Source organism: Paenibacillus sp. 1001270B_150601_E10 (assembly GCF_015558675.1).
In the GTDB taxonomy this organism is placed as follows: Bacteria; Bacillota; Bacilli; order Paenibacillales; family Paenibacillaceae; genus Paenibacillus_B.
In genome coordinates this window covers 359,366-372,245 of sequence record NZ_JADMOL010000004.1, presented here as the reverse complement: position 1 = coordinate 372,245, position 12,880 = coordinate 359,366, and the positions used below count along the sequence as shown (strand labels likewise).

General features: G+C 47.4%; 8 protein-coding genes. 4 read left to right on the top strand and 4 right to left on the bottom strand.

The window, feature by feature from the left end; translation table 11 throughout:
- The first annotated feature begins 31 nt into the window (after positions 1–31).
- The gene (locus I2H74_RS12880; RefSeq protein ID WP_195574359.1) at positions 32–1,378 is read left to right on the top strand and encodes a lytic polysaccharide monooxygenase; all 1,347 of its coding nucleotides are present in this window, start codon (positions 32–34) and stop codon (positions 1,376–1,378) included.
- 84 nt (positions 1,379–1,462) lie between these two features.
- Here the strand turns inward: I2H74_RS12880 and I2H74_RS12875 are convergent, their stop codons facing one another.
- The gene (locus I2H74_RS12875; RefSeq protein WP_229106616.1) at positions 1,463–3,229 is read right to left on the bottom strand and encodes an alpha-L-fucosidase; all 1,767 of its coding nucleotides are present in this window, start codon (positions 3,227–3,229) and stop codon (positions 1,463–1,465) included.
- A gap of 364 nt (positions 3,230–3,593) precedes the next feature.
- Between I2H74_RS12875 and I2H74_RS12870 the strand changes: the two genes are divergently transcribed.
- Entirely contained in the window at positions 3,594–4,928 is a 1,335-nt protein-coding gene (locus I2H74_RS12870; RefSeq protein ID WP_229106615.1) for an ABC transporter substrate-binding protein, read from the top strand.
- 158 nt (positions 4,929–5,086) lie between these two features.
- Here the strand turns inward: I2H74_RS12870 and I2H74_RS12865 are convergent, their stop codons facing one another.
- Positions 5,087–8,395, bottom strand: coding sequence for an FtsX-like permease family protein (locus I2H74_RS12865; protein WP_229106614.1), 3,309 nt, complete (start codon positions 8,393–8,395; stop codon positions 5,087–5,089).
- A gap of 13 nt (positions 8,396–8,408) precedes the next feature.
- Positions 8,409–9,068, bottom strand: a complete 660-nt coding sequence (locus tag I2H74_RS12860; protein ID WP_420707448.1) for an ABC transporter ATP-binding protein — start codon at positions 9,066–9,068, stop codon at positions 8,409–8,411.
- Between the two features lie 283 nt (positions 9,069–9,351).
- On the opposite strand from I2H74_RS12860, the gene I2H74_RS12855 reads away from it, so the two are divergent.
- Positions 9,352–9,717, top strand: coding sequence for an HsmA family protein (locus tag I2H74_RS12855; RefSeq protein WP_195574356.1), 366 nt, complete (start codon positions 9,352–9,354; stop codon positions 9,715–9,717).
- 161 nt (positions 9,718–9,878) lie between these two features.
- Entirely contained in the window at positions 9,879–10,283 is a 405-nt protein-coding gene (locus tag I2H74_RS12850; RefSeq protein ID WP_195574355.1) for a YxeA family protein, read from the top strand.
- A 154-nt stretch (positions 10,284–10,437) separates the two neighbouring features.
- Here the strand turns inward: I2H74_RS12850 and I2H74_RS12845 are convergent, their stop codons facing one another.
- Entirely contained in the window at positions 10,438–12,798 is a 2,361-nt protein-coding gene (locus I2H74_RS12845) for a S8 family serine peptidase (RefSeq protein ID WP_195574354.1), read from the bottom strand.
- Positions 12,799–12,880 lie beyond the last annotated feature (82 nt).

Below are 12,880 nucleotides of genomic sequence, written 5' to 3'. Positions count from 1 at the left end.
ATGAACGCCTAATTATGAGGAGGAAAATGATATGAATACTTTGCGTCTTAACAATACGATGCTGAACAAAGCACTTGTAACATTCGGTGCTGCTGCAGTTGCAATCATCTGTATGATGCTGTTTGCCGATAAAGCGCTTGCACACGGTTATGTGGATGGTCCTTCAAGCCGTGCTTACCTCTGTAAGACAGGGCAAAACACAGATTGTGGAGCAATCGTTTATGAGCCACAAAGCTTAGAAGCACCAAAGGGCTTCCCACAAGCAGGTCCTGCTGATGGCAAGATTGCAAGTGCTGGCGGCGCATTCCCTAAATTGGACGAGCAGTCCGCAACTCGTTGGTCTAAAGTAAACATCAACCCTGGCCAAGTGACGTTCCACTGGACGTTGACTGCAAACCATGCAACAGCAAGCTGGAAGTACTATTTGACTAAGCCTAACTGGAATCCTAACGAGCCATTGTCCCGTAACTCCTTTGATCTGACTCCGTTCTGCTCTGTAGACTATAATGGCGCTAAGCCTCCAAAAGACTACTCCGATACTTGTAACGTTCCATCAGGCCGCACGGGCTACCACGTTATCCTTGCGGTATGGGAAGTAGCGGATACTGCAAACGCATTCTATAATGTAATTGATGTAAACTTCGGCGGCAGCAACCCTGCTGACACTCAAGCTCCTACAGCTCCAACTAGTCTTGCAGCTGGCAACACCACTTCCACAAGCGTAGCTTTGTCTTGGAATGCAGCTACTGACAATGTTGGCGTAACGGGCTACAACGTGTACAACGGCAGCACTTTGGTTGCTACTGTTCCTGGTCTTAGCTATACGGTTAACGGTTTAACTTCCAACACAGCTTATACGTTCACTGTGAAAGCAGTTGACGCTGCTGGCAACGTATCCACAGCAAGCAACGCAGTTAATGTAACTACATCTGCAGTTCAAGTAGACAACCAAGCACCAACAGCTCCAACTGGTCTTCATGTTATGGGAACGCCTACAGCTTCTAGCGTGAACCTGATGTGGAGTGCATCTACTGACAACGTTGGCGTAACTGGCTACCAAGTATTCAACGGATCTACTCTTGTTGCAACAGTATCCGGTACGACACTTGAGTACACAGTGACAGGACTTAACGCAAGCACTTCTTACACGTTCACAGTAAAAGCAATTGATGCAGCTGGCAACGTATCTGCTGCAAGCAACGCAATCAGTGCAACAACAGCTGCAGCTTCCACAGCTCCAGCATGGGCAGCTGGCGTAGCTTACACAGCTGGCACAGTAGTATCATACAATGGCGTTACTTACGAGTGCGTTCAACCACATACTTCCCTTGCTGGTTGGGAGCCTCCATACGTAGCAGCACTCTGGAAACTGAAATAAGACGTTAAGTTAAAGATCAACATATCGCTAATAAGGGATACCTTGGAATCCATCAAGATTCTGGGGTATCCCTTTCTTTTGCTTTTAAGCTCGTTTTACAAGCTTCACCGCTCTCAGCTTCACCTTATCGGCTTGCCAGATCTCCGTGAATTTAGGATTGCGTCCTTTAATCAAGGAGGAGACCAGCATCATCGGATAGGTTCCCGGTTCCTTGACCTGCACCTCCCCCAACATCGAGATGATCTCCGTATAAGGATGCTGGCAAGCCGGTGAATCTGACACCTCAATGTCTGCTCGGGGAACAATTTGCAGTGTTTGCCCTGCAAGCGTAAGCCGAATTCCTTCACCATATGCTTCACTAAAGTTTACATCGTGACGCATGAAGCTGTAGATTTGGACCTCGTAGATTCCCGCTTCATCCAAATGAAGTTCCCATTCCGTCGCTCTTACCTCTTCCCTTTTTTCAATACCTTCAGTGCCCTGGTATTCCTCGCCTAAAGAATGACCTTCTGTTACTTCCCCAGCCGTTATATCGACCTTCAGCTCATTGGAAGGAAGCAATGCCATTCGGGCATCCACTTCAACGGAGTCCTCCATCTCAAGCACAATGACTGACACGGAACGATCGATTGGCTGCTCCGGAAGGTTGAGCCGGAGAATTGCCTGTTGACTAACAGTATCAGAGATCGTTTGCGTGAAGACTAGAGGTTGCTGTTCAGCATCCGCAAGCAGATAGACACGCTTGATCTTGCTTGCAATCCCATTTACCTGGAACTCTCCTTGAGGCCAATGCTCGTTGTGAACGTGAAGGAATAGTCGACCTTCCTTCATTGTAATCGCCCCCCAGTTGACCTCGTAAGGAAATGGGCTAGCCTTCGTTCCGTATATCGCTTCCGCGTTTCTCATCGTCCACTCCCCAAGCTCTTGCAGCCGCTCTACTGATTGAGGTGGAATATTCCCCTCCGGTGAGGGTCCTACATTCAGCAGCATATTTCCGCCCTTGCTGACAATATTAACGAGTTTGCGAATCAAGGAGTCTGTGGATTTCCACCGCTGATCTCGCGGACTGAAGCCCCATGTCTCATTCATTGTCATCGGCGTCTCCCAAGGTCTAGTATCTTCCCCATACATCGGAGTCTCGTTATCTCCCTTGGATTGATAATCGCCAAGACCTTTAAAGTGACTGACACGGCTGTTCATCAGGCAGCTCGGCTGCAGGCTTCGAACATGATTCACCATATCCAGGCTATCCTCATATGAAAGCCCCCCTGCTGTATCGAACCAGATTAAGCCGATATCCCCGTATTCCGTTAACAGTTCTTTGATTTGAGGCTTAACAAGCTCGTTCCAATACGTCGGGAAATGCTTTTCTTCCATGTTGTAATCCCACGTATTATTAGCAGCGTTATGGACTGAGTGCGGGTGATGCCAATCAATAACGTGGGAATAGTAGAAGCACAGCTTGATTCCTTCAGCCTTGCATGCCTCCGCCAGCTCCTTCATCGGATCACGCTTATATGGCGTCGCCTGAACAATATTAAAAGGCTCTGTCTTCGAATCGTACATCGCGAATCCATCATGATGCTTTGCTGTAATGACGATGTAATTCATGCCTGTCTGCTTGGCAATTTGCACCCACTTCTTCGCATCAAACGCTGCTGGGTTAAACTGATCAGCAAGCTTTTCATACTCTTCAACCGGAATTTTGGCTCCGAACATATGCCACTCTCCCTTGCCCGGCATGGCATACAATCCCCAATGAATAAACATCCCAAACTTCGCATCCGTCCACCACTTCATTCGTTCCTCGTCCTGCTTCACTTGTCCTTCTTCATTCAGCATTTGCGCCATCTCTTTCCCTCCGGCTCATTCGTATTTATGTTCAAGATATTGCAACTAATGACTTGACCTCATTGTAAAAGAATGACGAGGAGATACCACTTCCACTTCTTCATTCGGACTGACGATTTTCACGATGCACTGATGAAATTACATCTGAGACTAACAATTTTATCGATAACATCGAATGGACCTATTCGGCATCATATACTTATCCCGAACGGCGATGCACTACAGAATTTTCCATTATGTCTAATTCAAACTTATAAAGGAGGCATCAATTAATACGATGAGGAAGGCATGGATGCAAGAGAGCCGTTGTATCAACTTGCGAGCGCATAAGCAAAGAAACAAGAGGAGCAGGTGGTTAACATTTTTGTTGATCGTCATGCTTTTGTTTACCACAGCTTGCACAAGTCCCGATTCCAGCTCAGAATCCGCATCTACGCCCTCCCCAACCTCAGATGAGATCAAAGTTGATAACGCTTCCGACAAACAACCTGCTCCTCCTCCTGATGAGGATACGATTGATCAGCCTGTAACGCTAACGTTCATGGCCCCTTGGGATGAGGAAAGCTTTGCTTCGCGTGTGAAAAACCATGTAGAGGCTAAGTTTCCGAATGTCACGATGGAGCTGGTTCCACAGGTCGTAGATGAGAAGGAACTGCAGGAAACCTTTGCTCAAGGGATCGTACCTGACATCCTGCTTGCGCATCGCGGATTCGCCGTCCTAAAGAAGGTGGATATGCTCTATCCACTCGACGACTTGGTTCAGTCCCATCAATTAGATCTAAGCAAGATTCGCAGCGGTGCGATCGACTTCCTACGTGCAAGGGACCCTGAAGGGCAGAATCGATTGCTCGGGCTTCCGGTGGAAGAGATCATGAACGGAGTTTTCTATAATAAAGCGATCTTTGATACATTCGGCGTGAACTATCCGCATGATGGTATGACATGGGATGAGATCGTTGAGCTTGCTAAGCAAGTAACCGGCGAGCGTGACGGAACGTCCTATCGCGGGCTGGTGTTCAACTCTTTCCAATTGACTGTTCCACTGATGCAGTTGTCTGCTCAAGGAGTAGATCCTGAAGGGAAAGTGAACTTTGCCAATAACCCTGCCTTTACTCAATACTATGAGCTGATGCAGAAGATCATTAGCATACCGGGCAATTACCCGCCTGAATCGGAAGCAACGTTTAGCAACCAGCAGGTCGCAATGTTTATTACGAGCGCCAATGCCTTTGAATCCTATAGCAAGATTGAAGGGCTGGATTTTGACGTCGTGAGCATCCCTACATGGCCGGATAAGCCGAATATCGGCTCCTTTGCCAATCCCTTCTCCTACACCATCAGTCCGCACAGCGAGCATAAGGAAGAGGCGTTTATCGTATTAAAATATTTACTGTCAGAGGAGATGCAGACGATCCTTCACCGCAATACATCTGGTACGGTTCTTGATCTGCCAGAACTCTATGGCCAGTTCGGTGCAGACAAGATTACGGATGACCGCACCTACAGCTTTGCCAGCTTGTATATGGAGCATGCGCCGATGCCTGCCTTTACCTCCCATGATCCAGAGTCGAAGTTCTATCCTTTTCTCAGAGACAAATTCAAGGACTTCCAAACCGGCAGCAGTGACATCCAGACCTATCTCCGTGCTATGGAGGAAGAATATCGCAATGTACTGAAGGAAGCCAATCTGTCTAACTAGTGGTTGTTGATCTCATAGAGTAAAGTCACTACGATTCAATATCAACCATTAAGATTAGCTTCTTATTAAAGGAAAAAGTGGCTGCTCATCACGAGCTAGCCACTTTCACTTTTTATCGTCCTATAAGGAGAATAAATAGGTTTCATCTTATCTTGAACTTACTCAACAGATTTTAATGCCTCAATCATATCGATCTTCTTCAGCTTCACGTGCATAGTTGCCATCACAATGCCGGAGAACAGCAGCGTCAGCAGACCTGCATAGAGGTAGCTGAGTCCATGAATCGTCGGGCTGAACATCATGGCATCCAGCTCTGCCGTCTGCAATACAAAGCGATGAAGCAGAATGCCAAGGAAGCTGCCCGCAAAGATGCCAAGTACCGTTAAGATCATGTTCTCACGGTAAATGTACATCGTGACCTCTTTGTCGTAGAAGCCGAGCACCTTGATGGTAGAAAGCTCACGAATACGCTCCGAGACATTGATATTCGTCAGGTTGTAAAGCACAACGAATGCGAGTGCAGCAGCAGAAATGATCAGTACCACAACAACGACATTCATGCTGTCCATCGTATCGTTAAATGCATCGCTTACCCCGCTTGTAAAGCTGACCATTGCGACGCGCTTATTCCCATTTAGCTGTTCACCAAACTGATCCTCCCATGCTTGATCCACCTGTTTAAAAGTAAGGAGTTGGGTGTTCAATACCGGTTGTTTGCCAAAAATGGACTCATAATAGTGCGGTTTCATGTATACATAGTGCATCGCATAGTTTTCCGTGATTCCTGCGACCTTCAGCTCATGGCTCTCCCCGTCATTATCCTGAACAGTAAGCACACTTCCAGCACTCAAGTCAAACAGCTTTGCAAGCTTTTCCGTTACAATGACACCGTCATCCGGAAGATTGACAGGTTCCTGCTGGCTGCGGGATTTAATAACGACAAACTCCGAAAGGTGCTCATCTGACTCTGGTACAAATAAATGAATGTCTTGATTGTTAACGCCCTTCTTAACCGCAATCATCGCCTCTTGCGCGACATTCAAGCTTCGAGTCACCTCAGGCGTGCCTTGGATAAGCTGGTTATACTCGTCTACAGCTTGGCTCGTACTGTCATCTTGGAAGACTACTGCGGCATTGTACTTCATGATCTTTCCGTATTGTAGCGGTGCAATATCACCAATCGAATCCTTAAGGCCGAAGCCTGTTAAGATCAGAGCTGTACAGCCTGCAACCCCGCACACGGTCATAAACATCCGCTGCTTGTAGCGGAATAGGTTCCGTGCAGTAACCTTCCCGATAAAGCCAAGCCGCTTCCAGATGAACGTAATGCGCTCCAGCAGAATACGAGAGCCGCTCTTAGGCGCTCTAGGCCGCATAAGGACCGAAGCATTGCTCTTAAGCTCCACGCGGGTCGCGATCATCGCGGTCAATGTCGTACACAGCACAGCCACCCCAAGCGAAATTAACGTGTAGCTCATATAGAAATTAATTCGCACTGGAGGAAGATTATAAAGCGACCCATAGGCGTCATAAATGATTCTTGGAAGGAACGTATAGCCGATTGCCAGGCCGGAGGCAGCCGCTGTGACGCTTGCCAGACTTGCGTATACTAAGAATTTCTTCATAATATCGTTGTTGCTGTAGCCAAGCGCCTTCATCGTTCCGATCTGCAGACGCTGCTCCTCAACCATGCGCGTCATGGTCGTCAAGCTGACCAATGCGGCAATAAGGAAGAAGAACACCGGGAAGGCTGTCGCAATCGAGGCCAGACGGTCTGCATTATCGCTATATTCCGTATAGCCTGGGTTCACACTGCGGTCGAATACGAAGATCTTTGGAAGCTCAAGCTTATCAAGCTCCTTTTGACCTTCCGCAATGTCTTTTTCCCCTTCCGCGATATCCTTTTCTGCCTTTTCTTTTTCCTGCTTATACGTATTTAAGCCTTCTTCATAATCGGCTTTCCCCTTATCAAGCTCTGCTTTTGCTTCGGCAAGCTTGGATTCGCCTTCCTGCTTCGCCTTTGCAAGCTCCGTGGTACCTTTCTTCCATTCCGCTTCACCAGAAGCAAGCTTCTTCTCAGCCGCCACCAACTGCGACAAGCCTGCTTGAAGCTGCTGCTTCTGCTTGCCTAGCTCCTGCTCTGCGGCTTGCAGCTGCTTAGAAGCCTGATTCAGACCTTGCTCGAACTGGGAAGCCGCTTGGTTCAGCGTATTCCCGTCAACTGTCCCTGCCATGAATCCAGCAGCAGCTTGGCCAAGCTTAGCATCTGCAGCCTGTGCGCCGCTAATGAGCGCCTGCCGCTGTTCTTCTGGAATGGAATCAGGCGGCAGCGCCGATACCTGCTTCAAGGATGCAGCCAGCTTTTTGCCTTCGGCAAGCTTGGGCTCAAGCTCCTGCTTCTGTTGTGCCAGCTGCTTCTCGCCGGCCTCAAGCTGGGCCTGCCCATCCGTCAGCTTCTTGCGGTTCGCTTCAAGCTCCTGCTTCCCTTGATCGATATCTTTCTTAGCTTGATCAAGCTTCGCCTGGCCATTAGCCAGCTCGATCTGAAGCTTATCTGCGCCTTCCTGGTAGCTGCGCTCACCATCCTCAAGCTTTGCTTTGGCATCAGCCAGCTTCTGCCCTGCATCCTGAAGCTGCTTCTTGCCATCCGCTACCTGGCTTCTAGCATCATCAAGCTTCTCTTGGCCTTCCTTGCGAACCTCCTCGAGGCGCTCTTCTGGGCGCTTCTCGAAAGCCTGCTCGATGGCCTTCGTGTGCTGCTCTACTCGATCATCGTAGGCAGCGGTGTAAGGATCCAGAGCCTCCGTATCTTTGAACGCAAGATACGCTTCTGTATATACAGAAAGGTTAAAGTCTTCCTTCGAAACAACGGCAAATACATCAGCTGTTCCTTTGCCAATACGGCTTGTTCCGCGGCCCATGCTGCTAATGAATTGCGGGCTCTTTACGGTACCTACAATTTTATATTCGAGTGTATGAAAAGAATCCTCCAGTTCCGCTTCTGGATCTGGATTCGTTAATGTGATCGTATCTCCGATCTTGAAGCTGCTGCCGCGATCACTCGCATCCATCACCATCTCGCCGGATGCCTGAGGCATTCTTCCCTCGACAAGCACATACTGATTCAGTGAATCGCTTGGATCGTAGGATAATACCTTTGCTATAACACCCGTGTTTCCGAGAAATGCATCTGCACTGTATCCAGGCTGAACCTTGGATACATTGGGGATCGTGTTCAGAATCTCCATATCCTTATCGTTAAGGCCATAGGATGACAGAACCTTGACATCCATTAATTGATAATCTTTGTAGTAATGTTTGGCCGTATCAAGCATATCCGGCCCTGTAGCCTTAATCCCTGCGAAGAATCCGACACCAAGCATAATGATCGAAAAGATCGACAGGAATCTTGCTTTTGTTCGCCATATTTCCCGGAAAATATCTTGCCATAATGCTTTTTTCTTCAAGGCTATGATCCCCTTACCATTCGATCTCGTCCACAGATATTGGATTCGGATTGATCACCATCTTACGAACTTTGGCGTTATTAATCTCGATCACCCGATCTGCCATTGGTGCAATCGCAGAGTTATGTGTAATGACAATAACGGTTGTCCCCGTCTTGCGGCAGGTGTCCTGCAGCAGTTTGAGCACCTGCTTGCCCGTGTTGTAATCCAACGCCCCTGTTGGTTCGTCACACAGCAAGAGCTTCGGCCGCTTTGCAAGCGCTCTTGCGATCGCAACGCGCTGCTGTTCACCGCCAGACAGCTGTGCAGGGAAGTTATTCAGACGCTCGCCGAGCCCTACATCACGAAGCACTTGCTCCGCATCAAGGGCATGAGGGGAGATCTGAGAAGCCAGCTCCACGTTTTCTTTAGTCGTCAAATTCGGTACAAGGTTATAGAATTGGAACACAAAGCCTACATCATTCCGACGATAGCCGATGAGCTCCTTATTCGTAAAGCTCGCAATATCCACGCCGTCAACCAATACCTTACCCTCGTCAGCGGTATCCATGCCACCCAGAATGTTCAATACAGTCGACTTTCCCGCGCCACTTGGCCCAACAATGATCGCAAATTCTCCTTTTTCTATCTCCAGGTTAATCCCATCATTGGCGACAATGGTCGTCTCCCCCATTTGGTACCTTTTGTATTCATCGATAATGCTTACGAATGCCAAACCTGACTCACTCCTCTCTTGTCTCTTCTCACGAGTACAAACATATAAGTACATCTAACTATTAAACAGTTTATCATAAAAAAAACACGGAATAAAAAGCATGATGAGAGGTTTGCACCAGCTGCCCTTTTCGTAAGTGAAAGGGATAGCCGTTCATACTCCATTCACATTGAAGTCCTATGATACAAATATCACAAAGATACAGCAGACATTTCAAGTATATCAACAGGGAGTGATCATCATGCTAGCAGCTGCGGTAATCTTTATTAATTTGGCGCTTGTCTTTTACACCATCGGCGTATGGGGAGAAAAGCGTTCCGGCACGCTTCAACCTAAACACTTAGCCTTCTTTCTGCTTGGTCTAATTTGCGATACAACTGGAACAAGCTTAATGAGCGCTATTGCCGCAGGCAGTGGCAACAACGCCATTCATGCCGCAACAGGAGCAGCCGCTCTTATTCTGATGCTTATTCATGCTGTATGGGCAGCGATTGTCAAATGGAAAGGCTCTGCGAATGCACAGCACAACTTCCATCGATTTAGTATCGTTGTATGGGTTCTATGGCTCATTCCTTACGGAATCGGGGTTGGCATGAGCATGTTTTAATGCATACTCATAAAAGTCGTTCATCTGAATAAAAACGGTGTTTTTCAACTCATTAACAGAACCTTACAAAAACGTAAGCTTTATGTCACCATAAACTATGTGGCTTTCCCTGCCTTGAGCTATATAATGAAGGTAACACTACTAGGATTAAAGGTGGAACCATGAAAAAATCTTTAGCTTCCGGCATCGCCATTCTGTTTGTGGCATTTGTATTGATCTATGTCATCGTTACACCCGATATGGATTTATTCAACATGAATAAAAGCTGGGGTACGAAAAAAATGTATGTCCGCGTTACAGCAGACAGCCAACAGCCCCCAGAGATGGTGCGAGGAACAAAAGACTCCCGATATCATTACTATCTTGTTGCCTATGACGTGACTGGCAATGCCAGACCAATCTCATTTAGCACGAGCAAGAGCTTAAAGCCAGACTCATTGCTTCTTGTTCTCGTTAAAGGATCTAAGGACAAGAATGGGAATCATACTGTGGGACGATACGATGTTATTGAACTCGACAAAGTTCCGGCAAGGGTTCGAGAAAAGCTAGAATTGCGCACTGGGTAGAGATATACCGACGTCAGACATGACTATAAACCACAATAAAAAATATGACGGCTGCAGATGATTCTGCAGCTGTTTTATCGATGGATAAAAAGAGCCGCTAGATAGCGAAAGTATTCCCTATCTAGCGGCTCCTATCTTATATGAATAATAATGATTATGGCAGCATCGCCTTTATGATATATTCCACTTGGTTGCCAAAGGCATCCTGTACACGAAGCGTTAGTTTATGCTCTCCTTTTGTCAGGTCTGCTGAACGCAAATCAGCAAAGAATTGCCCTTCTTCCTCATTGACACGTACTCTATGCCACTCTTCGCTTTCCTGAGTCCGCCACTGCACCGTAATCAGTGGATAATCATCCTTCAGATGCCGTTCCCATTCTTTCTTGATTGATATACTTGTAGTGTAGTTCTGAATAATATGATCCTTAAGCTTGCCATAAATCCGCCCCTTATTGAGCTTGCTTTGATCGATACTAGTAATAACGGGGGCTTTGGTATCCAAATATAAGCTTTCACCTTCAAGCACTGTCTGGCGCTGCTCTGCAAAGCTCTTCACCTTTATACTGTAGTTTCCGTCCGGCAGCACGTTGCCATTCAGGTCTTTCCCTTTAAAGTCATACTGGAATAATCCTTGTTGATGATCAGCTTGATTCAACAGCACATAGGTCTTATCCGCCAAAGCCTTGGGCTCCTTATCCAAACGAGTCGCCGTAATCAACACGCGCTTCGAGGGAACCGTCAAGTAATAATCAATAATAGAAGTTCTTCGTTCCTGATCCCCATTTGGTGCATACATTCTATTGCCGATATTCAAGCCCATGGCTAAAGGATAGGTGTCATCTTGATTAACAAGCACGACAGGAACTCTCAGCAGTTGCTTATTCCCTTTGATCTCAATAGTACCTGTCCATATCCCCGGCTTCGCTTGATCGATCATCCAAGTCACAGGGATCTTCACGGTTTGATTAGGCTTAGCTGTGATCTGCTTCGGAAGATCGAGATTCAACTTGCTTATGTCTGAATTCCCGTCCACTCCGAGCTCATAAACAACGGTTTCAGAGGATGTATTCTTAAGCTCCAGCACCTCCGTTCTAGAGACTTGCTCTTGCTTAGAGCCGTGCTGCACAAGTCCGAATGATAAACTCGCAGGAGCGATAAACGTCGTCGCCTTCAATGCGGCCTCTACATTTACGCTTCCAGCGCCTTGAACCGTACGATCATAAGGCTCTCCTTTTTCATTCACAAGTTGATTGGCACGCTGCATCAGTGCTGACTTCATCATGCTAGGCGTCCAATCCGGATGAGCTTCAAGCAGAAGAGCAGCCGCTGCCGTTACTTGAGGAGCAGCCATGCTCGTACCACTATTCAGGCTGTACATTTGCTCACCCGGCTTTGAGCTATAAATGTGAATTCCCGGAGCCACAAGATCTGGCTTCAGCTGCCACGTTCCTGCAGCTGGGCCATGAGAGCTTAGATTCGCCATACGTTCCTCTACCGCTGCACGCCCCCATTTCCATGCTGTTGCAGAGTTGGCTTTGAACTTTTTCGCATCGGACAATGGTATAACTGCCCCTGGAATCATGCGCTCAGGATGCTTCGTAATTACCTGCATCGTCGAACCCTCTAGTCCAATGTAAGGCAGGGCAAATATAATGCCGCTTAAACCTTCATTCATTGCCACTTCATACCATTCATCTACGGTCATGTCGGAATCGCTAAGCTCCACCATAACATTTTTCCCCCGATACTTCGGATTCTTCAATCCCTCTGGGGTCACCTTGCTGGCATAGATGACAGACGCGTCTCCAGATGTCGGGAACATTTTCGCTCCATATAATGGGGATAATGAAAGCTTTGTGTCTCCCCCAATCAACATAACATCTTCTCTTGCCTGGGAAGTTGCTCCTACGACAATCGGATCTTGCCCATAGCCCGGTGAAGAGATTGACCATGTATCCCCGGTGTTCCCAGCTGATTTCACAACGACAACCCCCTGCTTGACTGCTTCAGCAACCGCTTGGGCAACAGGCTCGTCAGGAGCATCGATGTCTGCGCCTAGTGATAGATTGATTACTTGTGCACCGTCTGCAACAGCTTGCTTGATTGCTTTCACCACTAGCGGCGTATATCCCGTTTCGTTATGAACACCTTTTAACACGCGATAAATAAGCAAATCCGCATCAGGAGCCTGCTGCATGATAATGCCCGAGACATGTGTTCCGTGCCCTTTCTCATCCTGAGGCACTTCATCATTTTCAAGGTAATCATAAGCCTTCTTGATATTGCCCTTAAAAAGAGGGTGATCCATATCAATACCTGTATCAATAACGGCCACCTTGACCCCTTTGCCTGTATAGTGCTTAGACAACAAATCAAAGCCTGTGGCGATATGCTGTTCGCTAAAACCGCTCGGAGCCGCTTGTACCATGGGCGATCCAATCACATTCGTAAGTGCCATTGTTGCTGCTAAGGCAGTAATGGCAATGCCTTTCTTTTTCCCTATTAATCCGTTCATATCTTTCAACTTCCTCCTGCCTATCACTGCATTTCGTTCACTACTCTATACCCATTAAACGCGGAAATCACTACGAAGTTGT

Coding starts and splice junctions, on each gene's coding strand:
- I2H74_RS12855 (WP_195574356.1), top strand. CDS start 9,352: ATGCTAGCAGCTGCGGTAATCTTTATTAATTTGGCGCTTGTCTTTTAC.
- I2H74_RS12845 (WP_195574354.1), bottom strand. CDS start 12,798: ATGAACGGATTAATAGGGAAAAAGAAAGGCATTGCCATTACTGCCTTA.
- I2H74_RS12875 (WP_229106616.1), bottom strand. CDS start 3,229: ATGGCGCAAATGCTGAATGAAGAAGGACAAGTGAAGCAGGACGAGGAA.
- I2H74_RS12880 (WP_195574359.1), top strand. CDS start 32: ATGAATACTTTGCGTCTTAACAATACGATGCTGAACAAAGCACTTGTA.
- I2H74_RS12860 (WP_420707448.1), bottom strand. CDS start 9,068: ATGGGGGAGACGACCATTGTCGCCAATGATGGGATTAACCTGGAGATA.
- I2H74_RS12850 (WP_195574355.1), top strand. CDS start 9,879: ATGAAAAAATCTTTAGCTTCCGGCATCGCCATTCTGTTTGTGGCATTT.